The organism is Rhodococcus sp. NyZ502 (genome assembly GCF_041464245.1).
Taxonomy (GTDB): domain Bacteria; phylum Actinomycetota; class Actinomycetes; order Mycobacteriales; family Mycobacteriaceae; genus Rhodococcus_F; species Rhodococcus_F qingshengii.
Window position 1 is genome coordinate 1771282 of the sequence record NZ_CP167155.1, and the last position, 26321, is coordinate 1797602.

At 63.6% G+C, this 26321-nt stretch carries 30 protein-coding genes and 4 tRNA genes; 25 read left to right on the plus strand and 9 right to left on the minus strand.

From position 1 onward, the window contains the following. Positions 1-4: 4 nt before the first annotated feature. Genes ACBG85_RS08420 through ACBG85_RS08430 form a run of 3 tightly spaced genes read right to left on the minus strand, consistent with a single transcriptional unit; the run spans position 5 to position 1873 of the window. Positions 5-340, minus strand: coding sequence for a DUF3349 domain-containing protein (locus ACBG85_RS08420; protein WP_003941853.1), 336 nt, complete (start codon positions 338-340; stop codon positions 5-7). Positions 341-394: 54 nt separating this feature from the next. Beyond that, positions 395-658, minus strand: a complete 264-nt coding sequence (locus ACBG85_RS08425; protein WP_372027060.1) for a hypothetical protein — start codon at positions 656-658, stop codon at positions 395-397. 15 nt (positions 659-673) lie between these two features. Continuing rightward, positions 674-1873 (minus strand): inorganic phosphate transporter, encoded by a 1200-nt coding sequence (locus ACBG85_RS08430; protein ID WP_007728486.1) that lies wholly within the window; start codon positions 1871-1873, stop codon positions 674-676. Between the two features lie 284 nt (positions 1874-2157). Here ACBG85_RS08430 and ACBG85_RS08435 point away from each other — a divergent pair, with 284 nt between their 5' ends. From ACBG85_RS08435 to ACBG85_RS08455, 5 genes are read left to right on the plus strand one after another with little or no spacing between them, the layout of a single operon-like run. Next, positions 2158-3582, plus strand: a complete 1425-nt coding sequence (locus ACBG85_RS08435) for an ABC transporter substrate-binding protein (protein WP_372027062.1) — start codon at positions 2158-2160, stop codon at positions 3580-3582. Between the two features lie 60 nt (positions 3583-3642). After that, positions 3643-5901 (plus strand): ABC transporter permease, encoded by a 2259-nt coding sequence (locus tag ACBG85_RS08440; protein WP_063314759.1) that lies wholly within the window; start codon positions 3643-3645, stop codon positions 5899-5901. Further along, positions 5894-6637, plus strand: a complete 744-nt coding sequence (locus ACBG85_RS08445; RefSeq protein WP_007728482.1) for an ABC transporter ATP-binding protein — start codon at positions 5894-5896, stop codon at positions 6635-6637. Before ACBG85_RS08440 ends, ACBG85_RS08445 begins: the two co-directional genes overlap by 8 nt. Beyond that, positions 6634-7392, plus strand: coding sequence for an ABC transporter ATP-binding protein (locus tag ACBG85_RS08450; RefSeq protein ID WP_003941866.1), 759 nt, complete (start codon positions 6634-6636; stop codon positions 7390-7392). The genes ACBG85_RS08445 and ACBG85_RS08450 overlap by 4 nt, the downstream gene beginning before the upstream one ends. Before the next feature lie 2 nt (positions 7393-7394). Beyond that, a complete protein-coding gene (locus ACBG85_RS08455; RefSeq protein WP_003942018.1) occupies positions 7395-7754 on the plus strand; it encodes a hypothetical protein in 360 nt (119 codons plus the stop codon). Positions 7755-7868: 114 nt separating this feature from the next. Here ACBG85_RS08455 and ACBG85_RS08460 read toward each other — a convergent pair whose 3' ends face one another. Together ACBG85_RS08460 and ACBG85_RS08465 are read right to left on the minus strand one after the other, a co-directional pair. After that, positions 7869-8258, minus strand: coding sequence for a VOC family protein (locus ACBG85_RS08460; RefSeq protein ID WP_003941917.1), 390 nt, complete (start codon positions 8256-8258; stop codon positions 7869-7871). Positions 8259-8286: 28 nt separating this feature from the next. Further along, positions 8287-9180, minus strand: a complete 894-nt coding sequence (locus tag ACBG85_RS08465; RefSeq protein ID WP_024487301.1) for a 1,4-dihydroxy-2-naphthoyl-CoA synthase — start codon at positions 9178-9180, stop codon at positions 8287-8289. Between the two features lie 83 nt (positions 9181-9263). On the opposite strand from ACBG85_RS08465, the gene ACBG85_RS08470 reads away from it, so the two are divergent. From ACBG85_RS08470 to ACBG85_RS08480, 3 genes are read left to right on the plus strand one after another with little or no spacing between them, the layout of a single operon-like run. Continuing rightward, positions 9264-9908, plus strand: coding sequence for a PaaI family thioesterase (locus ACBG85_RS08470; protein ID WP_037129937.1), 645 nt, complete (start codon positions 9264-9266; stop codon positions 9906-9908). Between the two features lies 1 nt (position 9909). After that, on the plus strand, positions 9910-10905 hold the full coding sequence (locus ACBG85_RS08475) for an o-succinylbenzoate synthase (protein WP_219468046.1): 996 nt from the start codon (positions 9910-9912) through the stop codon (positions 10903-10905). Between the two features lie 48 nt (positions 10906-10953). Continuing rightward, positions 10954-11400, plus strand: coding sequence for a hypothetical protein (locus ACBG85_RS08480; RefSeq protein ID WP_003941973.1), 447 nt, complete (start codon positions 10954-10956; stop codon positions 11398-11400). Between the two features lie 66 nt (positions 11401-11466). Here the strand turns inward: ACBG85_RS08480 and ACBG85_RS08485 are convergent, their stop codons facing one another. Both ACBG85_RS08485 and ACBG85_RS08490 read right to left on the minus strand, forming a co-directional pair. Beyond that, positions 11467-12294 carry a siderophore-interacting protein gene (locus ACBG85_RS08485; RefSeq protein ID WP_042453072.1) on the minus strand — a complete coding sequence of 276 codons (828 nt, stop codon included), beginning with the start codon at positions 12292-12294 and terminating at the stop codon, positions 11467-11469. A gap of 58 nt (positions 12295-12352) precedes the next feature. After that, on the minus strand, positions 12353-12955 hold the full coding sequence (locus ACBG85_RS08490) for a flavin reductase family protein (RefSeq protein WP_054187848.1): 603 nt from the start codon (positions 12953-12955) through the stop codon (positions 12353-12355). 68 nt (positions 12956-13023) lie between these two features. Between ACBG85_RS08490 and menD the strand changes: the two genes are divergently transcribed. The 4 genes from menD to ACBG85_RS08510 all read left to right on the plus strand — a co-directional run bounded on the left by menD (position 13024) and on the right by ACBG85_RS08510 (position 17027). After that, positions 13024-14637: a 2-succinyl-5-enolpyruvyl-6-hydroxy-3-cyclohexene-1-carboxylic-acid synthase gene (gene menD, locus ACBG85_RS08495; RefSeq protein WP_003942063.1), complete on the plus strand. Its 1614-nt coding sequence runs from the start codon at positions 13024-13026 to the stop codon at positions 14635-14637. Further along, entirely contained in the window at positions 14634-15077 is a 444-nt protein-coding gene (locus ACBG85_RS08500; RefSeq protein ID WP_003941990.1) for a DUF3592 domain-containing protein, read from the plus strand. The genes menD and ACBG85_RS08500 overlap by 4 nt, the downstream gene beginning before the upstream one ends. A 68-nt stretch (positions 15078-15145) precedes the next feature. Then, a complete protein-coding gene (locus tag ACBG85_RS08505) occupies positions 15146-16291 on the plus strand; it encodes a glycosyltransferase family 1 protein (RefSeq protein ID WP_197523597.1) in 1146 nt (381 codons plus the stop codon). 37 nt (positions 16292-16328) lie between these two features. Beyond that, on the plus strand, positions 16329-17027 hold the full coding sequence (locus ACBG85_RS08510) for a demethylmenaquinone methyltransferase (RefSeq protein WP_003941879.1): 699 nt from the start codon (positions 16329-16331) through the stop codon (positions 17025-17027). A 55-nt stretch (positions 17028-17082) separates the two neighbouring features. Here the strand turns inward: ACBG85_RS08510 and ACBG85_RS08515 are convergent, their stop codons facing one another. Further along, a complete protein-coding gene (locus tag ACBG85_RS08515; RefSeq protein ID WP_372027066.1) occupies positions 17083-18345 on the minus strand; it encodes a geranylgeranyl reductase family protein in 1263 nt (420 codons plus the stop codon). 104 nt (positions 18346-18449) lie between these two features. On the opposite strand from ACBG85_RS08515, the gene ACBG85_RS08520 reads away from it, so the two are divergent. Together ACBG85_RS08520 and htpX are read left to right on the plus strand one after the other, a co-directional pair. Then, the gene (locus tag ACBG85_RS08520) at positions 18450-19499 is read left to right on the plus strand and encodes a polyprenyl synthetase family protein (protein ID WP_037129929.1); all 1050 of its coding nucleotides are present in this window, start codon (positions 18450-18452) and stop codon (positions 19497-19499) included. Positions 19500-19652: 153 nt separating this feature from the next. Next, positions 19653-20516 (plus strand): zinc metalloprotease HtpX, encoded by an 864-nt coding sequence (gene htpX / locus ACBG85_RS08525; protein ID WP_029254860.1) that lies wholly within the window; start codon positions 19653-19655, stop codon positions 20514-20516. 71 nt (positions 20517-20587) lie between these two features. Here htpX and ACBG85_RS08530 read toward each other — a convergent pair whose 3' ends face one another. Next, on the minus strand, positions 20588-21079 hold the full coding sequence (locus ACBG85_RS08530; RefSeq protein WP_003941854.1) for a YajQ family cyclic di-GMP-binding protein: 492 nt from the start codon (positions 21077-21079) through the stop codon (positions 20588-20590). A 224-nt stretch (positions 21080-21303) separates the two neighbouring features. On the opposite strand from ACBG85_RS08530, the gene ACBG85_RS08535 reads away from it, so the two are divergent. The 11 genes from ACBG85_RS08535 to rplA all read left to right on the plus strand — a co-directional run bounded on the left by ACBG85_RS08535 (position 21304) and on the right by rplA (position 26221). After that, positions 21304-21386 (plus strand) — tRNA-Tyr (locus tag ACBG85_RS08535). A 330-nt stretch (positions 21387-21716) separates the two neighbouring features. Next, a tRNA-Thr gene (locus ACBG85_RS08540) sits at positions 21717-21789 on the plus strand. Between the two features lie 45 nt (positions 21790-21834). Continuing rightward, positions 21835-21907, plus strand: a tRNA-Met gene (locus ACBG85_RS08545). 61 nt (positions 21908-21968) lie between these two features. Then, a complete protein-coding gene (gene rpmG / locus ACBG85_RS08550) occupies positions 21969-22136 on the plus strand; it encodes a 50S ribosomal protein L33 (protein WP_003941903.1) in 168 nt (55 codons plus the stop codon). A gap of 86 nt (positions 22137-22222) precedes the next feature. After that, on the plus strand, positions 22223-22777 hold the full coding sequence (gene hadA / locus ACBG85_RS08555) for a (3R)-hydroxyacyl-ACP dehydratase subunit HadA (RefSeq protein ID WP_019744315.1): 555 nt from the start codon (positions 22223-22225) through the stop codon (positions 22775-22777). Continuing rightward, complete coding sequence (gene hadB / locus ACBG85_RS08560; protein WP_003941909.1) at positions 22764-23189, plus strand: (3R)-hydroxyacyl-ACP dehydratase subunit HadB; 426 nt, start codon at positions 22764-22766, stop codon at positions 23187-23189. Before hadA ends, hadB begins: the two co-directional genes overlap by 14 nt. Before the next feature lie 173 nt (positions 23190-23362). Then, a tRNA-Trp gene (locus tag ACBG85_RS08565) sits at positions 23363-23435 on the plus strand. Positions 23436-23466: 31 nt separating this feature from the next. Next, a complete protein-coding gene (gene secE, locus ACBG85_RS08570; protein ID WP_372027070.1) occupies positions 23467-23970 on the plus strand; it encodes a preprotein translocase subunit SecE in 504 nt (167 codons plus the stop codon). 84 nt (positions 23971-24054) lie between these two features. Continuing rightward, entirely contained in the window at positions 24055-24891 is an 837-nt protein-coding gene (gene nusG, locus ACBG85_RS08575) for a transcription termination/antitermination protein NusG (RefSeq protein WP_003942049.1), read from the plus strand. A gap of 66 nt (positions 24892-24957) precedes the next feature. Continuing rightward, positions 24958-25392 (plus strand): 50S ribosomal protein L11, encoded by a 435-nt coding sequence (rplK, locus tag ACBG85_RS08580; RefSeq protein ID WP_003941896.1) that lies wholly within the window; start codon positions 24958-24960, stop codon positions 25390-25392. A 109-nt stretch (positions 25393-25501) separates the two neighbouring features. Further along, positions 25502-26221: a 50S ribosomal protein L1 gene (gene rplA / locus ACBG85_RS08585; protein WP_003941982.1), complete on the plus strand. Its 720-nt coding sequence runs from the start codon at positions 25502-25504 to the stop codon at positions 26219-26221. Positions 26222-26321: the final 100 nt, after the last annotated feature.

Sequence of the window (26321 nt, forward strand, 5' to 3'; positions counted from 1 at the left end):
GACGTCAGCTCACGTCTCGAACTTCGTTGTCGGTGTCCACGTCTTCGATGACCGGCCACCCACCTGCGCGCAGCCTTTCGGTGACACGATCGACGTCGTCCTCGGACGGCTCCTCGTTGAGGATTCCCTCGATGATGGCGCGGATGGTGTCGTAGTCGACGTGGCGGTCCGGCACTTCGTGTGCCGACTCGATGGACATCGAAACGACCTGCTCGATCTCCTCGTCGGTCAGACGACGACGGAGAACGGCGAGCAGCGCAAAATGATCCTTGTCCGGGATGCCCTCGGGATACCCGGCACGCAGCCAGTCGAGCACGCTGCGCAATGAATACTTGCTCAAATCCTCGGCCTCATTTTCGTTTCGGTGGTTTCAGTGGTGCGCCGCGACGACCACTCAGAAGACGTGGATTCCGAACGTGCTGGCCAAGAAGTTCTTCATCAACAACAGAATTCCGGCGAAGATCGTGACGAGCACGACCGCAAAACAGAGGTACGCACCCATTTTACCCAGGGTGGACCGTCCTTCGGTGCCGTCGGCGTTCGGCAGACTCAGCGACTTGAGGCCGAAGGCGAAGATCGCCGGCAGTCCGGCTCCGAAGAGCAGTCCGACTGCCACTACCTGCCAGAGCGAATCGAGGGTATCGGTGAGTAGATGCATTCTCTTGCGCCCCTTTCAGGAGTTGCGAGTGGGTTCGGTGGACGGAGTGGGATCAGCAGTCGGAATCTCGCGAGCCGTCGCATCCGGATTCTCGTCCCATTCGGCGGTCACGTTGGCGGCGTCTACGGGTTCCTTACGCGAACGCAGGTACATGAAGATCGCGAACGCGATGAGGGCAGCGAAGACGACGAGCACGCCGGCCAGGCCGCCGATCAGATGCGCGAGTGCCCAGCAGATGGCGCCGACCACTGCGGCCGACGGCAAGGTGATCAACCAGGCGGCGGCCATCCGGCCTGCGACGCCCCAGCGGACCTCGGCGCCCTTGCGCCCGATGCCGGTACCGAGGATCGATCCGGTGGCGACGTGGGTGGTCGAGAGGGGGAGTCCGAGGTGGCTCGACGTGAGAATGATGGCTGCGGACGACGCTTCGGCTGCCAGACCCTGCGGCGCGGCGATCTCGACAAGGCCCTTGCCCAGGGTGCGGATGATGCGCCAACCGCCCAGGTATGTGCCGAGAGCGATCGCGACGGCACAGGTGAACTTCACCCAGAACGGCATCTCGGTCTCGGCGGTGATGGTGCCGTGAGCGACCAGGGCCAAAAAGATGACGCCCATAGTCTTCTGGGCGTCATTGGTGCCGTGCGCAAGTGAGATCAATGAGGCGGTGCCGATCTGGCCGAAACGGAAACCGCGCTCACGCTCGTCTTCCTTGACGGATGCGGTGATTCGGTACACGAGCTTGGTACCGACGCCTGCGACCAGGGCCGCGACGACCGGCGCGAGGATCGCGGGGACGACGACCTTGGTCAGAACTCCACCCCACTCGACGCCGCCCATACCGATGGAGGCGATTGCGGCGCCGATCAATCCGCCGAACAGTGCGTGTGAGGAGCTCGACGGCAATCCGAGCAGCCAGGTCGCCAGATTCCAGATGATTCCGCCGACGAGACCGGCGAAGACGATCAGCAGCAGATCCTGCCCACTGACCGCACCGAGGTTGACGACGCCTTTGGCTACCGTCGCGGCGACCTCGACGGACAGGAACGCACCGACCAGGTTCAGGATCGCGGAAAGTGTGACCGCAACTTTGGGCTTGAGTGCTCCGGTCGCGATGGAGGTGGCCATTGCGTTACCGGTGTCGTGAAAACCATTCGTGAAATCGAACGCGAGGGCGGTGACAACTACCACCAGGAGGATTACGAGCTCTGCGGTCACAACGTGAATTGTGCGTATCGAACGCGTAAAAGTACAGCGAACGGGATGCGAACAGGGGCTCCGCGGAGTACGTCCCCGCGCGTGGGCTGCGGCGCTGCCGTTCTCGATGTGTTCAGCGCCACGAAATCGGAACCCTGTGTGGGACCTCACTTTTTGGTCTCACTCACCGGGAAGGCACATTCGGACCGTTTTAAACGCTGATTACCTACGGGCACCGAGCGCACCGGAACAGGGGTTTCACCCCTGTTTCTCGGTGTCTGTCAGTGAGAAGGAGAGCTCCGACCGTGAAGCCCAACAAGTCCACGAAGCTGATCGTGGCACTCGCCGCGACCGCCGTTCTGGCGTCAGCCTGCGCATCGAATCGTGGTGACGATCCCTACGCCGTCGCTGTCGGCGGACCCGGCGTCAGCGCAGACCTTGCGTCGAGCGCATCCGACGCGAAGTTCGGCACCCTCGATTCGCCCTGTGGTGAAGGCGACGCCACCGGCGCAACCGATCAAGGCGTCAGCGACACCGAGATCAAAATCGGGTTCGGTGACGACCGCGGTTATGTGAAGTCTCCTGGGCTGAACAAGGAAATGAGCGATGCGGTGAACGCGCTCATCTCTTGGTGCAACGATCAGGGCGGCATCAACGGCCGCAAGGTTGTCGGTACCGACTACGACGCCGCGATGACGCAGGCCAACTCGGTCATGCAGGAAGCGTGCGCGAGCCAGTTCATGATGGTCGGCTACGGCTTCGCGATGGATCAGACCGCCGAGCAGACGCGTGTCGCGTGCAACCTGGTGTCCGTGCCAGGCTTCACCGTGTCACCCGACGCAGCCAACGGACCGATGACATTCCAGGGTGTCCCGTTCCCGGTCGACTACGCGAACGGTTCGCAGTGGTTCCAGATGGCCGAGATGCACCCCGATCTGGTGAACGACTTCGACGTCGTCAACAGCACGATGCCCACGATCATCAGCTCCACCACGAAGATTCGCTCGATCGCCGAGGCTGCGGGTTTCAAGCTCAAGGATTGCGGCGTCACACTCAACTACGAGGGCGAATCGAGCTACGTGCCGTTTGCCGAGAAGTACAAGGAGTGCGGTGCGAAGGGTATCTGGACGTCACGATCGGCAAGCCCGTCGGAGCTGAACTTCGTGAAGGCGCTCGATCAGGTCGGGATCGATCCCATCTTCTTCGGTGAAGCCACCTGGTACGGCGCGACCGTCTCCGATTGGAACAAGGACACCGGATTGCTCGACAACCTCAACGCGGGCATGACCTTCCAGATGCTCGAGAACGCGGACAAGGTGCCCGCAGTGAAGAAGTACGTGGATCTGGTCTCCGAGCAGGGTGGCAAGACCGCGCTCCTCGGTATGCAGGCGGCGTCGTCGTTCCTGCTGTGGGCGGCCGCCGCGGACGAGTGCGGTAGCGATCTGACGCGTCAGTGCATGGTGAACGAACTCTCGAACATTCACGAGTGGGACGGCGGCGGATTGCACGCCGTCACCGATCCCGGCAAGAACATGCCGGCCACCTGCGGACTCATGACCTCTCTGAAGGGCAGTACCTACGCGCAGGCGTTCCCGTCCACCGCGGGCGAATTCAAGTGTGACCCCAAGTACCTCGTCGCGACCGACAAGAGCACCTGGGGAACCGAACTCGGCGCTGACCGCGTGTCGACGAAGTACCAGAACGCCAACATCATCAAGCCGCAGTCCTGATTCTTCCGACTCGGGCGGCGAGCGCCAACCGCCGCCCGAGTCCCTAACGAGGGTTCAGCCATGAACACTTTTGTCACTTTCACGATCCTGGGCCTGGTCCTGGGGTCCGTGTACGCGATCGCCGCCTCCGGGCTGGTACTCACGTACAACACGTCAGGCATCTTCAACTTCGCGCACGGTGCACAGGCAATGCTCGGTGCGTTCATCTACTGGCAGTTGCGCTACGGCTGGGAACTTCCCACCGTCGTCGCTTTGCTGATTTCACTCGTCCTGGTCGGGCCACTGATGGGCCTCGGCCTCTACGTCCTGATCATGAAGGGTCTGCGCGATACCGCCGAGGTCACCAAAATCGTTGTGACGGTCTCGATCCTGCTCGGAATGCTCTCGATCTCGCACTGGTTCTGGCACCCCGAGACCGCTCGGACGATGCAGATGTTCTTCGGCGACCAGTCCAAGATCACGGTGTTCGGCGCGAGCATCCGCTACCACGAGTTGATCTGCATCCTCGTTGCGATCGCCATCGCCGTCGGCCTGCGCATCCTGTTCACGCGCACCCGCGCCGGTGTCGCGATGCGCGGCGTCGTCGACGATCCGGAACTGTTGCGCCTCAACGGCCACAATCCGGAGCGTCTTGCGGCCCTGTCCTGGGCGATGGGTTCGACGCTCGCAGTCCTGGCCGGCATCCTGATCACCCCGATCAGTGGCGGCACACTCGAGGCGAACATGTTGACACTCTTGGTGATCGACGCGTTTGCCGCGGCCATGTTCGGCCGGTTGCGCAGCATCCCACGCACGTTTGTCGGCGCCGTGGTTCTCGGGCTTGCCGGTACGTACGTATTGGCGTACTTCCCGACAAGTTGGAGTTGGACGTCGAATTTCCGTGTCTCCCTACCGATGATCGCGCTGTTCGTCGTACTCATCGTCCTACCTCAGGACCGCCTGCGTGGTGCGGTCACTCGCACCCGTGAGCGGTACCACGTTCCGAGCGTGCGCAAGGCCGTCGTCTGGGGCGTGGCACTGATCGTCATCGTGTACCTGATCCGTCTGCTGATGGTGACCTCCGCCGTCACCACACTGACCATCGGAATGACGTTCGCGATCATCGCGCTCTCGCTCACACTCCTCACCGGTTACGCGGGTGAATTGAACTTGGCGCCGGTGTCTTTCGGCGCTATCGCTACCATCGTGGCCTTCCACTTCGGGATCTCCGGTTCCGGTTTGGCTGCGCACCTCAACCTGTGGGGCATCGTCGTCGGAGTCCTCGTCACCGCCGTGATCGGGGGCCTCGTCGCCCTACCGGCGCTGCGGCTGAGAGGGCTGTATCTCGCGCTGGCAACCATGGCCTTCGGAGTGTTCCTCTCCAACATGGTTCTTCGTGACACCACCGAACACGAGATGTTCGGCATGAAGTACTCGCTGTTCAAGGACGGGAACATCGCCCTCCCTCCGCTGAAGATCGGTCCGCTCGATCTGAGCAACGAGACGGTGTTCCTGATGACCGTGACCGCGCTGTTCTCGATACTCGGCGTCGGCGTCATCGCGTTGCGTAACAGCGGCTACGGGCGCCGACTCGCGGCGATGAAGGACAGCCCGGCCGGTTCGGCCATGCTCGGACAGAGCCTGGTTCGGCTCAAGCTGAGCGTCTTCATGATCTCTTCGGGGATCGCCGGTCTCGGCGGCATTCTGATGTCGAGCGCCATGGGGTCCGTCTCGGGCGAGAGCTTTGCCATCATGGTCAGCCTCTCGCTGCTCATGCTGACCGTCGTCGCGGGTATCGGATACGTCACCGGCGCCCTGTTCGGTGGACTGATGGCCGGAATCGGGTTTGCGGTCATCATGGTCTCGTTCACCAATCTGGCTTCGGCGCAACCGGAGTTGGAGGGAATGTGGCTGCTCTTCGGCAACATCGCGGCAGTCAGCCCGGCACTGATCGGCATCGGCGTCGGCGCGAACCCCAGCGGAACGGTCCACAGCGTGATCGAGGGCTACCGACGGCTCGCCGGTGCCAAGCCTGTTCTGATCGGCGGCGCCGCAGTCGTTCTGCTGACCTACGTCCTTGCTCTGACCGGTGTACTCGGCAACTGGTGGTTCGCGTCCATCACGATCGCGGTGGTGTTCATGCTGCCGGTGATCGGTGAGATGGTCATGCCCAGCGCGGTTCTCACTCCGGAGGAACTGGCCGCCAAAGCGACAGTCGTTCCCGAGGACATCGGGATCGATGTCCCTTACAGCCCCGAGATCCGTGACGAGATCGACCGCGAACTGGGGATTCCTCAGTACCAGGGTGGCTCGCCGAAGGAGTTGACCGTCCATGTCTGATACACCACTTCTCGAAACGCGCGGTGTGAGCGTTCGTTTCGGTGGACACGTCGCGGTCAAGGACGTTTCGCTCACCGTGCAACCCGGCACCGTGACAGGACTCATCGGACCGAACGGTGCCGGCAAGACGACGCTCTTCAACACCATCACCGGGCTACAGAAACCCACGTCCGGTCAGGTGTTCCTCGGCGGCGTCGACGTGACGAAGCTACCGCCGCACAAGCGGGCAGGTCGCGGGCTTGCACGTACCTTCCAGCGGCTCGAACTGTTCGTCTCGCTGTCGGTGCGTGACAATCTGCGCGTCGCCGGAGACATCCACAAGGCGAACGGCCGCAACAAGATCGACGTGGACAGCGAGACGGATCGTCTGCTGGAGCTGACCGGGCTGACGGATGTCGCGGACAAGGACGTCGCGGACATCCCCACCGGACGCGCCCGCGTCGTCGAAGTTGCACGGGCGCTCATGACCGACCCGCGAGTGCTGCTGCTCGACGAACCGGCCTCGGGTCAGACCGAGCAGGAAACCGAGGTCTTTGCCGAGATGCTCACCGAACTTGCTGCGGGTGGACTCGGAATCTGTCTGGTGGAGCACGACATTCCGCTGGTGATGAAAGTGTGCTCGACCATCCACGTGCTCGACTACGGCGCAGTCCTCGCCTCGGGTGATCCGGAGAAGATCCGGACGGATCCGGAAGTGATCGCGGCCTACATCGGGACCGAGGAGGAGGCGGTATGACGTCAGCGAAAATTGGCGAGGCGAAAATCGACGAGGGTATACGCAGCCCCGACCGCGCCGAACCGTTGCTCGAACTGTCCGGTGTCCGCGCCGGTTACGGATCCATCGAAGTTCTGCACGGGGTGGACCTGATTCTGGAACCGGGCGCCGTGGTGGCGCTGCTCGGACCCAACGGTGGCGGCAAGACGTCGACGCTCAAGATCTGCTCGGGCGTCCTTCCGGTCACCCGCGGCGAGTTCCGGCTCGCGGGCCAGGTCGTGAACGGAGTCGAGCCTTCGGAGTTGGCTCGGCTGGGGGTCTGCTCCATCCCCGAAGGACGCGGGATCTTCGCCAACCTCACTGTGCGGGAAAACCTGTGGATCGCCACCGGAACGGGCGTCGGGCTGGCCGAACTCGAAGAGGTTGCGTACGGCAGGTTCCCGATCCTGGGGGAGCGGCGCGGACAGTTGGCCGGATCGATGTCCGGTGGTGAGCAGCAGATGCTGGCGCTGTCACGGGCACTCGGCACTCACCCGACGGTGCTCCTGCTCGACGAGCTGTCGATGGGTCTCGCACCTCGAATCGTCTCGCAGATGTACGACGTCGTCGGCTCGCTTGCAGCCGAAGGCATTTCCATTCTCGTCGCCGAGCAGTTCGCGCGAGCGGTGCTGCCCATCGCGACCTCGGCCGCACTGATGTTGCAGGGACGCGTCGTCAAGACCGGCGATCCACACGACATCGAAAACGAACTTTCTACCAGTTATCTAGGAGGATGACGATGACTACTCTCGCCGAAGATCGCCGTGAGGAATTCAAGAAGAACATCGCAGAGTTGAAGCTGGACAAGAAGCAGGCAGGCGGCGACGCGGCGACGCGCATCGCGGGCCTGGTGCTCATGGTCGTCGGAGTGGTCGGCGCCTTCGTCGTCTACATCTCTTCGCTGACGCTCTCGGACCTGCGGGATCTGGTGTCGTACCAGATCCTCACCGTGGTTTTCCTCGCCCTGACAGTGGTCGGTGCCGCACTCTTCCTGGCCGCATCGGTGGCAAAGGTGCTGCGGCTGTGGTTGGTTCGCCAACTGCTCGAGGGTCAGGCCCAGACAGATCAGATCTCTCAGGCGCTGAGCACGCGCAACTGATCTCTGCGAAGAACCGACAGATGCCCGCCACGAAAGTCGTGGCGGGCATCTGTCACTGCTCGGCTACAGCTGTGTCTCGGCTACAGCGGTGTCTCGGCTACAGCGGTGTCTCGACTACGCGGACGGTGGCCGGGAATCGCGTCGGATGGGATGATCCTCCGGGATCTGCACCATCACGATCGGTGTCCCGTCCGGGTCGGCGATCCACATCTCGTGTAGACCCCACGGTTCCTGTCTTGCCTCGCGCGCGATCTTGACCCCGGCGAGAACCAGTTCGGTCTGAACGGCAGTGAGGTCCCTGACCTGCAGCCAGATCGCGCCGCGAAAGCCGCCCTCGCCGGTGCCGCCGTGCGCAGCGACTTCGATCAGCCCTTGGCCAGCGAAGAAGACTGTGCCGCCGGGATATTCACGAGCGATCGCCAGACCGAGGGTGTCTCGGTAGAAGCTCAGCGTTCGTTCGTACTCGCTCGGGCGCAATATCGTCCGACTGCTCAGAATCTCCACGTCCGACCTCCCTCTCGCACCTACTGTGTCAGAAATACCAGGGATATGGTGACCAGTCGGGATCACGCTTTTCGAGGAACGAGTCACGACCCTCGACGGCCTCGTCGGTCATGTACGCCAAACGTGTTGCCTCACCGGCGAACAGCTGCTGGCCGACCAACCCGTCGTCCTGCAGGTTGAACGCGTACTTGAGCATCCGCTGTGCCTGCGGCGATTTGCCGTTGATCTTGCCGGCCCAGTCGATCGCGACGTTTTCGAGTTCCGCGTGGTCGACAACCTTGTTGACCGCGCCCATCTGATGCATTTCCTCGGCGGTGTACGTCTCACCCAGGAAGAAGATCTCGCGAGCGAACTTCTGGCCCACCATTTTTGCCAGGTAGGCGCTGCCGTAGCCGCCGTCGAAGCTTCCGACGTCGGCGTCGGTCTGCTTGAACCGTGCGTGCTCGCGGCTGGCGAGCGTCAGGTCGCACACCACGTGCAGGCTGTGACCGCCGCCCGCCGCCCAGCCGTTGACCAGGCAGATCACGACTTTCGGCATGAAGCGGATCAGGCGCTGGACCTCGAGGATGTGCAGGCGCCCGGCGCGTGCTTTGTCGACGGTGTCCGCCGTTTCACCTTCGGCGTACTGGTAACCGCTGCGACCACGGATGCGCTGGTCTCCGCCGGAGCAGAACGCCCAACCGCCGTCCTTCTCGCTGGGTCCGTTGCCGGTCAGGAGCACCGCTCCCACGTCGGAGGTCATCCGGGCGTGATCGAGCGCGCGGTACAACTCGTCGACGGTGTGCGGGCGGAACGCATTACGTACTTCCGGTCGGTCGAAGGCGACGCGAACGGTGCCTTGACTGACGTGCCGGTGGTAGGTGATGTCGGTGAGGTTCTCGAATCCGGGGACAGGGCGCCAGAGCTGCGGGTTGAAGGTCACCTGAGCCACGATAGAGGCACGGCTCGCGCGTCTAACGGATACCTGAGGTAGAACACGTTCCCGGGCGCGCTAACGTGCAGGTCATGAGCGAACAAACCGCAGACGGCACGGAGATCGTCACAGACGGTGAGAAGCGGGGCGGATTTCCACGGTTCCGGCACACTCCCGCAGGTCCGGACTTCGGCCGCTTCGTCGAAGCGATGCGCAGGTTGCAGGACCTTGCCGTCTCGACCAATGTTCCCGACGACGTACTCGCAGACATCGCTACGCAAGCCGAGGAGCTTGCCGATCGGTTGACTCCGTACGAGGTCCCGGAAGGCAAGTCGCCCGCGGGCTCGAACATCCAACTGCCCGGACGCGGCAGCCTCCTCATGCTCCCGTGGATGGTCGAGAAGTTCGACACCGAAGGAGTCCGCAGTACCGGCGTCTTCCGTCGCTACCACCTGGGCGGCAACGGCGCCGCTCACGGCGGTGTCCTGCCCTTGCTGTTCGACGACGTCTTCGGGATGACGGTCCACGCGGGTGGCCGTCCGATCTCCCGCACCGGCTACCTCCACATCAATTACCGCGCGATCACTCCGCTCAATCAACAACTGGTGATCGAGGGGCAGGTGGATCGGGTCGAGGGTCGCAAGACTTTTGTCAGCGCGCGCCTGACCGATCTCGACGGCAAGCTCCTCGCCGACGGTGAGGCGCTCATGATCGAACTGCTTCCGGGACAGCCCTGACATGTTCCCCTCGTTCGACGATCTGATCGCGGACGCCGTGGTGCTCGCGCTGCCGATGCGAGTTCGCTTTCGCGGCATCACGACTCGTGAGGCCCTGCTCGTTCGCGGCCCGGCCGGGTGGGGAGAATTCGCCCCGTTCGTCGAGTACGACGACGACGAGGCGTCGCAGTGGCTGCTCGCGGGTATCGAAGCGGCGTGGCTGGGTCCGCCGCCTGCGCTTCGTGACGCAGTTCCCGTCAACGCGACCGTGCCGGCGATCGACGCGTCTGCCGTTCCGGAATTGCTGGAGCGCTTCCCCGGGGCCCGGACAGCCAAGGTCAAGGTCGCCGAGAAGGGACAGTCGCTGGCGCAGGACGTCGCCCGGGTGAACGAGGTGCGTCGGCACATCCCGAACGTGCGCGTCGACGCCAACGGCGGGTGGAGCGTGGACGAGGCGATCACGGCCTTGCGAGCGATCACCGATGACGGTGAACTCGAATACGCCGAGCAGCCGTGTGGAAGCGTCGAGGAACTGGTCAGGGTCCGCGCCGCGGGGACCGGTGTGCGGATCGCTGCCGACGAGAGCATTCGCCGTGCCGAGGACCCGCTGCGCGTCGTACGAGCGGGGGGAGCGGACGTCGCCGTCGTGAAGGTGCCGCCGCTGGGCGGAATGCGTGCTGTGGTGGCGCTGTCGGCGCAGCTGGCGGACTACGGGGTGCCGGTGGTGGTCTCGAGCGCTCTGGACACGGCTGTGGGGATGTCCGCGGGACTGGCGGCCGCGGCAGCCTTGCCCACCCTTCCGTTTGCCTGCGGACTCGGTACCGGCGGCCTGTTCGTCCGGGATGTCGCGGTCACCGGGGCAGCTGTCGACGGTGCTTTGTCGGTGGGTGCCGTCGAGCCTGATCCGGTTCTGCTCGAGACGCTGGCCGCGCCCGCGGACCGGCGCGACTGGTGGTTGGAGAGGGCCAGGCGCTGCCATCGGATACTCGGCAGTAGGGACCAGCCGAATTTCGTATAGTCTCGGGCGCGACCTGATGAACATCAGTGAAGAATGAAGGGATCGAAAGTGGTTGCAGCTCTGAACGAAACCCTGCTCGAGGAATCACGGGTTCCCGCGGTCGTCGCGGACGTGCAGACCTTGATCGACGCAGAGGTTTCGGATAAGTCGGGGGCCTCAGGGCTGGCTCTCAAGGGTGGCTACGGCGCGGTCAAGAAGGTGAGCCCGTCCATCGTGCCGGACGCCGTCACCGCGCTTCTGCCGGCTTTCGTGGCAAAGCTCGAGCCGTACTGGCAGGAATTCTCGGCTTCCGGTGAAGGCAGCTTCGCCGATTTCATCAGCGCCCGCGGTGACGCGGTTGCCGATTCCCTCCTCGAGGTGACGGACGAGCGTATCGAGGGCAGCGACAAGGCCGTCGTCAAGTCGATGTACTCGAAGCTGCGCGGTTCGGCGAAGAAGCATGTGACTGCAGCTCTGCCGCGTCTGGGCGATGTGATCCAGAAGCACGCTGCATAAGCGAACGTAAAACGACGAGTGGCCCGGGAGTTTCTCTCGGGCCACTCGTCGTTTTCGGTGCGTTTGTCAGTGAGCCGAATGTCCGTGGCGCCAGAAGCCGGTGAAGGTGATGTCGGTTTTGGCGAACTTCCGGTCGTTCACGAGGTGCCGACGCAGCCCGGTGGTGAGTGCCTGTTCGCCGGCGACAAAGGTGTACGACGGCCCCTCGGGCAGTTCGGCGGCGCGGACGGTCTCGAGGGTCAGAACACCCGGCGTCGCGTGTTCGTCCTCGCGAACGAGCCAATGCACGTTGACGTTCGCCAACTCCGGAATGTCTTGCTTGTCTTCGATGTTCGGAATCTCGACGAAGACCTCGGCACGCAGGTCTGCGGGCGCGGATTCCAGAATGCCGATGATCGCGGGAAGTGCACTCTCGTCGCCGACGAGCAGTTGCCACTTGGCCTCGGGTGTGGGGTTATAGATGCAGCCTTCGTCCAAGAGGGCGACCTCGTCGCCGGCCGACGCGGTGTCCGCCCACGCGGATGCCGGGCCGATGTCGCCGTGATAAGCGAAGTCGATGTCGATCTCCGTGGTCTCGCCGAAGAGACCGGATCCGGCAGCACGGTAGGCGCGAATCGTGTAGTTGCGCACGACGGGTCGCGTGTCCTTGGACATCAACAGGTACTGCGCATACCAGAGATTGCTGGCCGCGCTCGGCAACCGGAGTTCACTCTGGCCGACCTGCGGGATGAACATGCGGAACCACTGATCGGCACCCATCGGAGCGATGGTGGACAGCTCTTCGCCGGCAATGGTCACCCGGATGAAGCTGGGGCTGATTCGTTTGTTCGCCACGACCTGCGCCGACACGATGCTGCGTGAGGCCGGTTTCACGAACTTGGCGCGCTTGGCCATGACTGGTTGCTCCCTGATTATCTGTTACTCGTACCTAATCAGGTAACCCTAACCTGATTTATGGTCGCTGTGGAGTGGTGGGTCTGTCCTTTTCGACGACTTCGGGAGGAAGACCCCACTGCGCTCGGCCAAGTCGGCTCATCGGTGCGATTGCCGCGAAGTCCGGTAGGCCGTCGTCGGCGACAGCCTCGGGACGTACTGCGACCGCGACCACATTTCCCATCACGACAAATGAATTACCGACCTCGACGACCTGGTGGAGCGTGCATTCGATGGCGATCGGGGAGTCGGCGACCCGGACGGGGCGAACCCGCTCGCTCGGCTCGCTACGGATGTTCAACTCGAGAAACTCGTCGGCCTCGGCGTCGTAGAAGGCGGAACTCTGGTTCACCACGTCGGCAAGCCTGGCAGTCGCCAGGTTGATCACGAATTCGCCGGTCGCTTCGATGTTGCGCAGACTGTCCTTGCGTCCGACCGACGTGAACTGCACGATCGGCGGCGCCGAACTTGCCACGGTGAAAAAGCTGTACGGAGCCAGATTGCCGACGCCGTCCGCCGACAGGGTGGACACCCAGGCAATCGGCCGGGGGACCACCGAAGCGGTGAGTAACTGATAGAACCGACGGGGTTCGAGCTCGGCTGGATCGAAGAGTGTGCGCACCCACACATAATGCCGCTGTCCCCGCCCCTGGGCATGCTTGCGCCCGAACATCTGACACTCTTGAAGGCGTGAATCCGTCCACTGCACAAGCCACAGCCGTCGTCGACGAACTGGTTCGTGGTGGCGTGCGTGAAGTCGTGCTGTGTCCAGGCTCTCGCAACGCGCCCCTCGCATTTGCCCTCCAGGCTGCCGATCTCGACGGCCGGTTGCGTCTGCACATGCGGATCGACGAGCGGACAGCAGGCTTTCTGGCACTCGGACTGGCAATCGCCGGGAAACGACCGGTCCCCATCGTGATGACTTCCGGGACCGCCGTCGCGAATCTCGGACCCGCTGTCCTCGAGGCCAACTACGCGCGAGTGCCGCTGGTGGTCCTGAGCGCCAACCGGCCGTACGAGATGCTCGGCACCGGCGCCAACCAGACCGTCGAGCAGCTCGGGCTCTTCGGCAGTCAAGTCCGCGCAACCATCAGCCTGGGCCTGGCGGAGGACGATTCGACGCAGAACAGCCAGTGGCGCTCGGCGGTCTGCCGGGTCCTCGCCGCTGCCCGCGGAACCCGATCCGGAAACGCGGGTCCGGTGCACTTCGACATTCCACTTCGTGAGCCGCTGGTGCCGGACGTGCACGTGCAGGGACCGGTCCCGGAGGGCCGTCCCGGCGGTGCGGCCTGGACCACCACCCAGAATGCGACGCTCGACGTTCCCGTCGATCTGGATCTCACCGCAGATACGGTGGTCATTTCCGGACACGGTAGTGCGCTTCGGCCTGAGCTGGCCGGCCTGCCGACCGTGGCCGAGCCGACGGCTCCGATGCACGGGATCGCACTGCATCCACTCGCGCTCTCGCAACTCAAGCCCAAGCAGGCGATCATCACCGGCCGCCCGACGTTGCATCGTCAGGTCTCGAAGGTGCTGGCCGACCCGGGCGTCGACGTCTACGCGCTGACTACCGGGCCGCGCTGGCCGGACGTATCCGGCAACGTACTCGCCACCGGAACCAGGGCAGTGGTCACCGGGACTCCCGATCCCGCCTGGATCGCTCGATGCGCCGCGCTGACCGAACACGCCGAAACTGCCGTCCGCAAGCAACTCGACGCCCACCCCAAGGCCACCGGCCTGCACGTGGCCGCTGCTGTGATGGATGCTCTCGCGGACGGCGACCAGCTTCTGCTCGGCGCATCCAACCCTGTTCGCGACGCGGCACTCGTGAGCTACCCCAAGCCCGCCGTACGGGTGCTGTCGAATCGCGGCGTCGCAGGTATCGACGGCACCGTCTCGGCGGCGGTGGGCGCCGCGTTGGCGTACGAGGGCGGCCGGACCGTCGCTCTCATGGGCGACCTGACATTCCTGCACGACGCTTCCGGGCTGCTGATCGGGACCGGTGAGCCGAGGCCGAGCGACCTCACCATCGTCGTCGCCAACGACGACGGCGGCGGTATCTTCGAGCTCCTCGAACAAGGCGACCCGCAGTACGCCGGCGTCTTCGAGCGAGTGTTCGGAACACCACACGGCATGGACCTCGCTGCGCTGTGCGCGGCCTACCGCGTGCCCCACGCAGCGGTCACCGTCGACGCCCTGGCAACGACGCTGGCGCAACCGGCCAACGGCATTCGTGTGCTCGAGGTCGCGACGGATCGCAGTGGGCTGCGCGAACTCCACGCTTCCGTGCGGGCACAGCTGTGACGCAAACGGTTCTGCGTCGTCTCCGCATCGGCGTACTGGTGGTTGCGGTCGGCATTTCCGTGCTCGCGGTGATCCTGGTTCTCGGTGCCTGGCGCAACGATCGGACCATCGAATCGAACATGGGGACCGCAACTGCCGAGGTGCTCTCGGCGGGCTCGCTACGTTCGGCGATCAGCTTCGTGACACCGGACGGCGCGAATCACAACCCTGAACTCGGCGTGCTCTACCCCACCAATCTGACTGTGGGACAGCGCATCGAGGTGGAGTACTACAGGACCGAGCCCGATTTGGTTCGGGTAGCAGGACGTAACGCGACGGTGGCACTGATCCCGGCCGGATCGGTGATCGTCGTGACGTGGCTCCTGGCCGGACCGTCGATCTGGTACCTGCGCAAGCGGGAAGCGCAGGCGGCAAGTTCGGCGCCGGTCGCCTCGAGTTAGTTCGCGCTTCGCCCGAACTTCACACGAACATGACGTGGACTTTTCCTGGCCCTGTCACCGTTCTCGGTGTGAGAGTAGCCATCGTTGCGGAGTCATTCCTGCCCAACATGAACGGCGTCACCAACTCGGTACTACGCGTGCTCGAACACCTCGATCGCACTGGCCACGACGCCATGGTCATTGCGCCGGACACTGTCGGATCCGACACCTCTGCCGCCACCGAACACGAAGGCGTTCAGGTGGTTCGGGTGCCAGCCGTCATGGTGCCCAAAGTCAGTTCACTTCCCGTCGGCCTGCCGCAACCACGATTGACCACGGCCGTGCGGACCTTCGCGCCCGACGTCGTCCATCTGGCGTCACCGTTCCTGCTCGGCGCCGGAGGAGTGGCCGTCGCCAAACGCCTCGGAATCCCCACCGTCGCGGTCTACCAAACCGACGTCGCCGGATTTGCCGAAAGCTACGGGCTCGGCGTCACCAGCCGCGCCGCATGGGCGTGGACCCGTCGAATCCACAAGAGCTGCAACAGGACCCTCGCGCCCTCCACGTCGGCAGTCGACGCCCTCGAAGAGCACGGCATTCCGCGCGTGCACCGATGGGCCCGCGGCGTCGACGCACAACGATTCGCGCCTTCGCGTCGTAGCTCGGTGTTGCGGCAGTCCTGGATCGGCGACAGCGACCGGTTGGTGGTCGGCTTCGTCGGTCGCCTCGCGCCCGAAAAGCACGTCGAACGATTGGCGGCCCTGGCCGGCGATCCCAGTGTGCAGATCGTCGTCGTCGGAGACGGCCCGGACCGCGAGAACCTACGACGACTGATGCCGGACGCGATCTTCACCGGACAACTGGGCGGTACCGCGCTGGCCGACGCCTATGCGAGCCTGGACGTATTCGTTCACCCCGGCGAGCACGAGACCTTCTGCCAGGCGGTCCAGGAAGCCCTCGCGAGCGGTGTGCCTGTCGTCGGACCGGACGCCGGCGGACCACGTGACCTGATCTCGCATTGCCGCAACGGCTACCTCCTGCCGACGGACAGGTTCACCGAACTCCTGCCAAGCGCGGTCGACGCACTTCGTCAGCGTGATCTGCGGGTGCAGTTCGGCTCCGCGGCGAGGCGCTCGGTGCTGCACCGGACCTGGCCGGCAATCTGCGAAGAGTTGCTCCGTCACTACGAGGACGTGCAGGGCCTCGGGCGGCGAACGGGTGCCAGAGCAGCCTGAACGCCCTCGCTGCCCGAGGGTTGGTAGCGTTTCGGGTGTGGCCACTACACACGGAACCCGAGCAACTCTCGAGAAGCAACCGCACGAAGTCGCGTCGATGTTCGACGACGTCGCGGAGCGATACGACCTCACCAACACCGTGCTGTCCTTCGGCCAGGACAAGGGTTGGCGCAAGGCCACCCGCGAAGCCCTCGACCTCAAGCCGGGCGAGAAGGTACTCGACCTCGCCGCCGGAACCGGAGTCTCGACCGTCGAACTGGGGCGCTCCGGTGCCTGGTGCGTCGCCACCGACTTCTCCAAGGGAATGCTCAAGGCTGGAATCTCGCGCAAGGTCCCGATGGTCGCAGGTGACGCGATGTACCTGCCCTATGCCGACAACGTGTTCGACGCCGCGACGATTTCCTTCGGTCTGCGCAACGTCTCCGACTTCGAAGCCGGACTGCGTGAGATCGCCCGCGTCACCAAGCCGGGCGGACGTCTCGTCGTCAGCGAGTTCTCGACGCCCGTTTTCGGGCCCTTCCGCACGGTCTACATGGAGTACCTGATGAAGGCGCTCCCGCAGGTCGCACGCACCGTCAGCAGCAACCCCGACGCCTACGTGTACCTCGCCGAATCGATCCGCGCCTGGCCGACCCAGGAAGAGTTGGCCCGCAAGATCGAGGCTGCCGGCTGGAAGAACGTCAAGTGGCGCAACCTCACCGGCGGCATCGTGGCGCTGCATTACGCCACTGCCTGAACTGCTGTGCGCCTTTATCAACCCCCGGCGGTTAATAAAGGCGCACAGCACTTGCTCAACCGAACAGCGGTCGGGAGTCGATCTTTCTCGACGCGGCCCCCGACGCACGCCATGCCTTCGCCGTCAGATCGGCGTCGGCGTCGGTGACGAGGTTCCCCATCACCCGAACGGCGACCGTCATCAGTGCCCGTGAGCGCATCGCAATCGGGCCCGAGGCGGGCAGGAATTGCGGAACCGTCAGCAGGCCTGCGAGCCGGCGCGCGACCGAGAATGCCTGCCCGTAATGCTCCCGAAGCACGGTCGGCCACAGCTCCGTGAGGTCGTCGGCGCCGAGCTGTTCGACCACCAGACGTCCGCCTTCGAGGCCGTAGTCGATGCCCTCACCGTTGAGCGGGTTCACGCACGCTGCGGCGTCGCCGATCACGGCCCAGTTGCGTCCGGCGATGTTGGAAACTGCTCCACCCATGGGTAGCAAAGCCGAAGCGACGGAATGTATTTCGCTGCTCCACTGCCACTCGCTTCGGCGCTGATCGGTGTAGAGGTCGAGCAAGGGGCGCAGGGCACCTGGAGCCGGGCGCTTGGACGTCGCCAGTGTCCCGACGCCGATGTTCACCTCGCCGGTGCCGAGCGGGAAGATCCAGCCGTACCCCGCCTGCAACGTGCCCTCGGTGTCCCGCAGTTCCAGATGCGAGGTGATCCACGGGTCGGCGCTGCGCGGCGTCGCGACATACGCGCGTGCCGCGACGCCGTACGCGGTGTCCCGGTGCCACTGCCGTCCCAGCTTCTTGCCGAGCGTCGAGCGAACGCCGTCGGCGATGATCAGCGTCCGACAACGAAGGGTGCTTCGTCCCGAGGGGCCGGCGAGTACGACGGCGGCTACTCGATCACCGTCGAGTTCGACGTCGACGGCCTTGGTGCCCTCGACCATGACCGCGCCCGATTCGACGGCGCACCGGCGAATGGCGTCGTCGAGTTCGGTGCGGGGGATCGCACTGCCGATCGGCGGGAACGACGTCCCTGGCCACTCGAGTTCGAGTTCTTGTCCGAAGCCGGACAACCGTAGTCCCTTGTTCGTCGTGTGTGACCGAACCCACTCGCCGAGGCCGAGGAGATCCAGTTCGGCCACGGCGCGCGGAGTGAGTCCATCACCACAAGTCTTGTCTCGCGGGAACACGGCAGCGTCCACCAGCACGACGTCTCGGCCACTGCGGGCGGCCCATGCCGCGGCCGAAGAACCCGCGGGACCTGCGCCGATGACCACAATGTCGGTTTCGGTCGGAAGCGTATCGACGACGGGGGACTGCTCTTCTACGGACACACTCACATCTTCCCAGGCTCGCGATCGCCACCGTGGCGAGGCCGTCCCGAGTGCGAACCGCTAGGTTCACTACCGTGGGAACCGAGCCGTCACTGACGACAGGAATGGGTACTGACATCGTGAGCACCGAAAAGACTGCTGCCGACGCAACCGCATCGAGCACCGTCGTTGCAGGCATCGACCTGGGCGACGAACAGCTCGCCGCAGTAGTGCGTGGTGGACTCTCCGATGTCGAGGAGTTGTTGGTCAGCGAGCTGTCCGACGGAGAAGACTTCCTCACCGAGGCCGCGCTGCATCTCGCGCGAGCTGGTGGAAAGCGCTTCCGTCCGTTGTTCACGATCCTGACCGCGCAACTCGGACCGGTGCCGAACGATCCGTCGATCATCACCGCAGCGACTGTCACCGAACTCGTTCACCTGGCGACGCTCTATCACGACGACGTCATGGACGAGGCGTCCATGCGGCGCGGAGCACCCAGCGCCAACGCCCGCTGGGGAAACAGTGTGGCGATCCTGGCCGGCGACTATCTGTTCGCGCACGCATCACGACTGGTGTCGACGCTCGGACCCGAGGCCGTTCGGATCATCGCCGAAACATTCGCCGAACTGGTCACCGGCCAGATGCGCGAGACGATCGGTGTCAAGAAGGAGCAGGATCCGGTCGAGCACTACCTCAAGGTCGTGTGGGAGAAGACCGGTTCGCTGATCGCTGCTTCGGGACGCTTCGGCGGCACCTTCTCCGGCGCCGACGCAGCTCACATCGAGCGCCTCGAGCGCCTGGGTGACGCCGTCGGCACCGCGTTCCAGATCTCCGACGACATCATCGACATCTCGTCCGTCTCGGCGCAGTCCGGCAAGACTCCGGGCACCGACCTGCGCGAGGGTGTCCACACCCTGCCCGTCCTGTACGCGTTCCGCGAAGAAGGGGCCGACGCAGATCGCCTGCGGGAGCTGCTCGCGGGCCCGGTTACCGAAGATGCCCTGGTAGAAGAAGCTCTCGAACTGCTCGAGCGTTCGCCGGGCATGGTCAAGGCGAAGGCAAAGCTGGGCGAGTATGCCGTCGCGGCGAAAGCTCAGTTGGCTGAGCTCCCGCAGGGACCGGCCAACGAAGCGCTCGTGCGTCTCGTCGATTACACGATCGAACGAGTCGGCTGACACCTCGGCGAATCGGGGCTACCGGGTGGAAACCCCGACAGTCACTGGGTGGGAACCCTGATGACCCTGTCCTTCGTTGACTGAACAGAACCGGTGCATACACCGGGGAGTTCGGGTGAGCCTTCGGCTCCAGCGAGGCAAGAGGTGAGCGGTTTGCACGGCTACGCGAACGGTGCGAAGACATTCGGCTTGTTGGTGGGGATGTCGGCGCTGATCGTCTTCATCGGCTCGCTGTTCAACAGCCCGTTCCTTCTGTGGGGATCCGTTCTGTTTGCCGTCGGCATGAATGCCTACGTGTACTTCAACAGCGACAAGCTGGCGCTTCGATCGATGCGCGCCCAGCCCATCACCGAGGTCGAGGCACCGGCGATCTACCGGATCGTGCGCGAACTCGCCACGACGGCGCACCAACCGATGCCCAGGCTGTACATCAGCCCCACGAACGCCCCGAACGCGTTTGCCACCGGTCGCAGCCCTCGGCACGCCGCGGTGTGCGTGACCAGCGGCATCATGCAGATCCTGAACGAACGCGAACTGCGTGCCGTGCTCGGGCACGAACTCTCCCACGTCTACAACCGGGACATTTTGATCTCGTCCGTGGCCGGCGCGATGGCCAGCGTCATCTCTGGCCTGGCCAACTTCGCGATGTACGCGAGCATCTTCGGCGGCCGAGGGAACGGGCAGGGAAGCAATCCGATCGCGCTGCTGCTCGTCTCCCTACTGGGACCGATCGCGGCAACCGTGGTCAAGCTGGCCGTCTCGCGCTCTCGCGAGTACCAGGCGGATCAATCGGGAGCCGAGCTCACCGGTGACCCGCTGGCGTTGGCGTCGGCGCTGCGCAAGCTCGAGTCGGGCGTGGCAGCCGCGCCGTTGCCGCCTGAGCCCAAGCTCGCGGCGCAGTCACACCTGATGATCGCCAACCCCTTCAGAGCGGGGGACAAGGTGAGCAAGCTGTTCTCGACGCATCCGCCCATGGCGGATCGTATCGAGCGTTTGGAGAAGATGGCGGGGATGTAGGGGCCTTCGGCCCCTGTGAGCCTTTCTGGTCGTCGGAACTACCAAAAAGGCGCACAGGGGCGCAGCCCCTACTACCGGTAGTTCACGAACTGCAGGGCGATCCCGAAGTCCTCACCCTTGAGCAGGGAGATGACGCCCTGGAGGTCGTCGCGCTTCTTGCTGCTCACACGAAGTTCCTCACCCTGGATCTGCGCCTTGACGCCCTTGGGGCCCTCGTCGCGAATCTTCTTGGTGATCTTCTTCGCGTTCTCGCTGCTGATGCCCTGGACCAAGGTTCCGGACAGCTTGTAGATCTTTCCGGACTGCGCCGGCTCGCCGGCATCGAATGCCTTCAGCGAGATGTCGCGACGGATCAACTTCTCCTTGAACACGTCGAGGGCGGCCAGCAGTCGCTCCTCGGTGTCGGCGTTCAACGTGATCGTCTCTTCACCAGACCACTCGATCGACGCTCCCGTGTTTCGGAAGTCGAAACGCGTGGTCAACTCCTTGGCAGCCTGATGCAGGGCGTTGTCCACCTCTTGACGGTCAACCTTGCTCACCACGTCGAAGGACGAATCAGCCACTTCACACTCCCGCTTTCCGGTAGTTCACGAACATCGAGTTCCGCCCACCTTCCATACCGGTGGACACCTCGACGTTATCGGGTCGGCACCGCCCGTTACCACCCGGTTTGCAAAATGGGGGTGTGTTCGTTGTATTCTTCTCACCGCACCGAGGAAGCCGTTTTCGGCCGCCGCACGTCGCGATATACTTGCGAATGCGCCGGATCGAAGCCTGGTGCAAGCACGGCAGATTGCCCGAGCGGCCAATGGGAGCGGACTGTAAATCCGTCGGCTTATGCCTACGTAGGTTCGAATCCTACATCTGCCACACCAAGTCAGCCCCGATTCTCTTCGCGAGAGTCGGGGCTGACTTTTTTGTGCGTGTACCGAGGTCGAACGCGCGTTGGCGACGCAGGCGCCGGCTTCGGCTCAGGGGTGTCGGGGGCTCAGGGGCCTCGGGATGGGCCCCGGGGGATGGTTTCAGGGGGAGTGCAGGGTCGAGCTGGTTCCCGCAAAGCCCTCGCCAGCGGCCCCGATCGGTGCAACAATGGGCTCCGGCACCATTTTTGCCCCGATGACCAGCGGATTTGGTGCTGGCGCTCGTTCGTGTGTAATCTTTCGGAGGCTTCAAGAGAGCGGCAACGCGCTCCTGAGCCACGCCCCCTTAGCTCAGTCGGTAGAGCGTTTCCATGGTAAGGAAAAGGTCAACGGTTCGATTCCGTTAGGGGGCTCGCTGGATTGTGGTGCCGTGCTTTCCGCGCGACACTCGACACCGAGGCGGTGTAGCTCAGTTGGTAGAGCAAACGACTCATAATCGTTGCGTCGCCGGTTCAAGTCCGGTCACCGCTACACAATATGCATGATCCACCCTGATTGCTCGTAATCAGATACACCCGAAAGAAGGCATCCCGTGGCCTCCTCGACCGACGTTCGGCCCAAGATCACCTTGGCCTGCGAGGTATGCAAGCACCGCAACTACATCACCAAGAAGAATCGGCGCAACGACCCCGATCGCCTGGAGCTCAAGAAGTTCTGCCCCAACTGCGGAACCCATCAGTCGCATCGCGAGTCGAAGTAGTAAGTCCTTAACAGGACGACGATTTTCGCGGAAGACCCTCTCTGGGCCTGCGTCTTCGGGTCCTAGCTAGAAGAGAGTCTCACCGCGTGACAGATTTGCAAGAGAACCAGGCAGCGGCCGAGGTCCCTACGGACCCGGCCGCTCATGCCGTCCAGATGGTCGGTCACCACTATCGTGTCGAAGACTTCTACGAGGTCGGACGCGAGAAGGTGCGCGAGTTCGCTCGCGCCGTCCAGGACGCCCATCCCGCGCACTACGACGAGTCGGCAGCCAAGGGCCTCGGATACGACGGCCTGATCGCTCCCATCACGTTCGTCGCCATCGTGGGTGCCATTGCTCAGCGACGTCTGTTCGAAGAGATCGTCACAGGCTACGACCTGAGTCAGATTCTTCAGACCGATCAGCGCTTGGTGCTGCACAAGCCCATGCAGGTCGGTGACCGACTCTTCTGCGACGTCTTCCTGGATTCGTTCAGGCAGGCCGCAGGTAGCGACATCATCGTGACCAAGAACATCATCACCGATCAGAACGACGAAGCCGTCGTCACCACGTGGACGACGCTTGTTGCTCGAACGGGTGGGGAAGTGGACGAGAACATCGCCCACGCAGTCAAGGACGTGATGATGCATGTCGCTTCGTAAATTTTCCGACGTGAGTGTCGGCGAACTTCTCCCCGAGAAGTCCGTCACTCTGACGCGTGGAAACCTCGCCAACTACGCGGGTGTTTCGGGAGATCCCAATCCGATTCACTTCAGTGACGAGGTCGCACGACTTGCCGGCTTGCCGGACGTCGTCGCGCACGGCATGCTCTCCATGGGCATCGGTGCCGGCTACGTCACCGAATGGCTGGGAGATCCGGGCGCAGTGACCGAGTACAACGTACGGTTCACGAGCCCGGTGATCGTGGCAGCCGACAAGGCTGCCGAGATCGAGTTCACCGCCAAGGTGAAGTCGATCGACGAAGAAAGCAAGACCGCAGTACTGGCAATTGTGGCCAAGTCCGAAGGTAAGAAGATCTTCGGTCGTGCCACTGCCACGGTCCGTCTAGCCTGATCGCAGGGCGGATTGTGTTTGTTCCGGGGCTTTGAAGTACACTGAGATTTCTGGGATTCCTCAGCGCTGCGCGCTGCCCTGAATGTTGCAAGACATTCACCTCGGGTAGCGCGTATGTTGTGTGATCGCAGAACGGTTGATTCAGGCAGGGTCTACCTGTCGAGGTCAACCAAAGGGGCGTAGCTCAACTGGCAGAGCAGCGGTCTCCAAAACCGCAGGTTGCAGGTTCAAGTCCTGTCGCCCCTGCCCCCGGATGCCAGCGACTGAGAGGAACGACGTGAGCGAGGAGCGCGCCAAGCGCGACGCCGACACTTCGGATGCGGAGACTTCACCGTCTGCCGATTCGACCGGTGTCGACGACACTGCAGCTGACGCGACTACGCGTTCCGATCTTTCGTTGGACAAGGACGGTGCCGAGAAGGCTCCCTCCGCATCCAGTGGGGTTTCCAACAAGCCGACCGGCAAGCGCGCTGCACGCGGCGCCTCGGTCAGCGCGTCCACCGTGAAGACTCCGGCCCGGACGGCATCCCGGACATCTTCGGCCAAGCCGACTGCACCGAACCCCGGCAAGAAGCCCAAGGCGAAGAAGGACAACATCTTCAAGCGCCTGCGCAAATTCTTCCGCGAGGTCATCGCAGAACTCCGTAAGGTCATCTGGCCGAACCGCAAGCAGATGATCACCTACACCAGCGTCGTGCTGACGTTCGTGGTCTTCATGGTCGCTTTCATCAGCGGCGTCGATATCGCTGTGATCAAGGGTGTCACCTGGCTGTTCGGCTGATCGCCGTAGCAGTCGGGCGTCTTTGCCTGCGAGCGCGACAAGACCCGACCCGGGTCCGAGTAACGAGAGGAAGCGAGTGCCCCAGTGAGCACCCCCGAGAACGACACGAATGAGGCTTTGGCCGAAGAGCGTGTTTCTGCCGAGGCGGCAGCCGAAGTAGACGTCGTGGTTGCCGAAGGCACCGATGCAGACGTTGCCGAAGGCACTGATGCAGACGCTGCAGCGACCGAGGACGTCATCTCCGACGATGCCGAGAACTCCGACGAGGCCGCTCCCGCCGCCGAGCTCGAGGTCGAGGATCCCGTTGCCGAACTCAAGGCTGCGCTGCGCCGCGCCCCGGGTGACTGGTACGTCATCCACTCGTACGCCGGTTACGAGAACAAGGTCAAGACCAACCTCGAGACTCGCGTTCAGAACCTCGATGTCGGCGACTACATCTTCCAGGTGGAAGTTCCCACCGAAGAGGTCACCGAGATCAAGAACGGCCAGCGCAAGCAGGTCAACCGCAAGGTTCTGCCCGGATACATCCTCGTTCGCATGGAGCTCAACGACGAGTCGTGGGGCGCCGTGCGCAACACGCCTGGTGTCACCGGTTTTGTCGGTGCCACGTCGCGTCCCTCGCCGCTGACCCTCAACGAGGTCGTCAAGTTCCTGCTCCCGCAGCAGGAGCAGAAGAAGCAGCAGGCTGCAGCGGCCGCCGTCGCAGCAGGCGAGGCACCGTCCGAGTCCTTCGGCAAGCCCCTCATCGAGGTCGACTTCGAGGTCGGCGAGTCGGTCACCGTCATGGACGGCCCGTTCGCAACCCTTCCGGCCAGCATCAGCGAGGTCAACGGCGAGCAGCAGAAGCTCAAGGTTCTCGTGTCGATCTTCGGTCGTGAAACCCCGGTTGAGCTCAACTTCAACCAGGTCGCGAAGATCTGACCACCCCAAAACTTGCAATTTGTTCGACGCAAGACACACACCCAAGCTAGAAACTAGGAACTAGAGATGCCCCCAAAGAAGAAGAAGCTCGCCGGGCTCATCAAGCTGCAGATCCAGGCAGGTCAGGCTAACCCTGCACCTCCCGTGGGTCCCGCGCTCGGTCAGCACGGCGTGAACATCATGGAGTTCTGCAAGGCCTACAACGCGGCGACTGAGTCCCAGCGCGGCAATGTTGTGCCGGTCGAGATCTCGGTCTACGAAGACCGGACCTTCGATTTCAAGCTGAAGACCCCTCCCGCCGCCAAGCTGCTCCTCAAGGCAGCCGGCGTCGCCAAGGGCTCCGGCGAACCGCACAAGACCAAGGTTGCCTCGGTGACCATGGATCAGGTGCGCGAAATCGCGAAGACCAAGGCTGAAGACCTCAATGCCAATGACATCGAGCAGGCCGCGAAGATCATCGCCGGCACCGCTCGTTCCATGGGCATCACGGTCCAGGGCTGATAGTCCGCTCCACAGCATTACGTGGGAGGGCCGGCCAGGCCCCGACCACAACTGAACCATTCACCACTGCACAGGTAATTCGCTGCAGTGACAAGTAAGGACAGAACAAATGGCAAAGCGCAGCAAGGCGTACCTCGCCGCCGCTGAGAAGATCGACGCAGACAAGCTCTACAGCCCGCTTCAGGCTGCAAAGCTCGCCAAGGAGACGTCGTCCACCAAGATGGATGCAACCGTTGAGGTTGCAGTTCGTCTGGGCGTCGACCCCCGTAAGGCTGACCAGATGGTCCGCGGAACGGTCAACCTGCCCCACGGCACCGGTAAGACCGCTCGCGTCATCGTGTTCGCTGTTGGCGAGAAGGCAGCAGAAGCCGAGGCTGCAGGCGCTGACGTAGTCGGTGCAGAAGACCTGATCGAGCGCATCCAGGGTGGATGGGTCGATTTCGACGCCGCAATCGCGACTCCTGATCAGATGGCCAAGGTCGGCCGCATCGCCCGTGTCCTCGGACCCCGTGGCCTGATGCCGAACCCGAAGACGGGCACCGTCACGGCCGATGTCACCAAGGCTGTCAACGACATCAAGGGTGGAAAGATCAACTTCCGCGTCGACAAGCAGGCCAACCTGCACTTCGTCATCGGCAAGGCATCGTTCGACGATGAGAAGCTGGTGGAGAACTACGGCGCAGCCCTGGACGAGATCCTGCGTGCGAAGCCCTCGTCGGCCAAGGGCCGCTACGTGAAGAAGATCACGGTCTCGACCACCACCGGTCCGGGCATCCCGGTGGATCCGAACCGTACTCGCAACCTCCTCGAGGATGCTGCAGACGCGTAAGCAGTCCGCATACGAACAAGAAGGCCAGCAGGGATCACTCCCTGCCGGCCTTCTTGTCGTTTCGGGAGAGGGTGATCCCTGCCGGTGGTATCGGTCCAAC

Bases quoted from the DNA above. Each gene is read 5' to 3' on its own strand.
- ACBG85_RS08425 (WP_372027060.1), bottom strand. From the start codon at position 658: ATGCATCTACTCACCGATACCCTCGATTCGCTCTGGCAGGTAGTGGCA.
- ACBG85_RS08440 (WP_063314759.1), top strand. From the start codon at position 3,643: ATGAACACTTTTGTCACTTTCACGATCCTGGGCCTGGTCCTGGGGTCC.
- ACBG85_RS08445 (WP_007728482.1), top strand. From the start codon at position 5,894: ATGTCTGATACACCACTTCTCGAAACGCGCGGTGTGAGCGTTCGTTTC.
- ACBG85_RS08450 (WP_003941866.1), top strand. From the start codon at position 6,634: ATGACGTCAGCGAAAATTGGCGAGGCGAAAATCGACGAGGGTATACGC.
- ACBG85_RS08455 (WP_003942018.1), top strand. From the start codon at position 7,395: ATGACTACTCTCGCCGAAGATCGCCGTGAGGAATTCAAGAAGAACATC.
- ACBG85_RS08470 (WP_037129937.1), top strand. From the start codon at position 9,264: ATGAGCGAACAAACCGCAGACGGCACGGAGATCGTCACAGACGGTGAG.
- ACBG85_RS08475 (WP_219468046.1), top strand. From the start codon at position 9,910: ATGTTCCCCTCGTTCGACGATCTGATCGCGGACGCCGTGGTGCTCGCG.
- ACBG85_RS08485 (WP_042453072.1), bottom strand. From the start codon at position 12,294: ATGGCCAAGCGCGCCAAGTTCGTGAAACCGGCCTCACGCAGCATCGTG.
- ACBG85_RS08520 (WP_037129929.1), top strand. From the start codon at position 18,450: ATGGGTACTGACATCGTGAGCACCGAAAAGACTGCTGCCGACGCAACC.
- hadB (WP_003941909.1), top strand. From the start codon at position 22,764: ATGTCGCTTCGTAAATTTTCCGACGTGAGTGTCGGCGAACTTCTCCCC.
- rplK (WP_003941896.1), top strand. From the start codon at position 24,958: ATGCCCCCAAAGAAGAAGAAGCTCGCCGGGCTCATCAAGCTGCAGATC.
- rplA (WP_003941982.1), top strand. From the start codon at position 25,502: ATGGCAAAGCGCAGCAAGGCGTACCTCGCCGCCGCTGAGAAGATCGAC.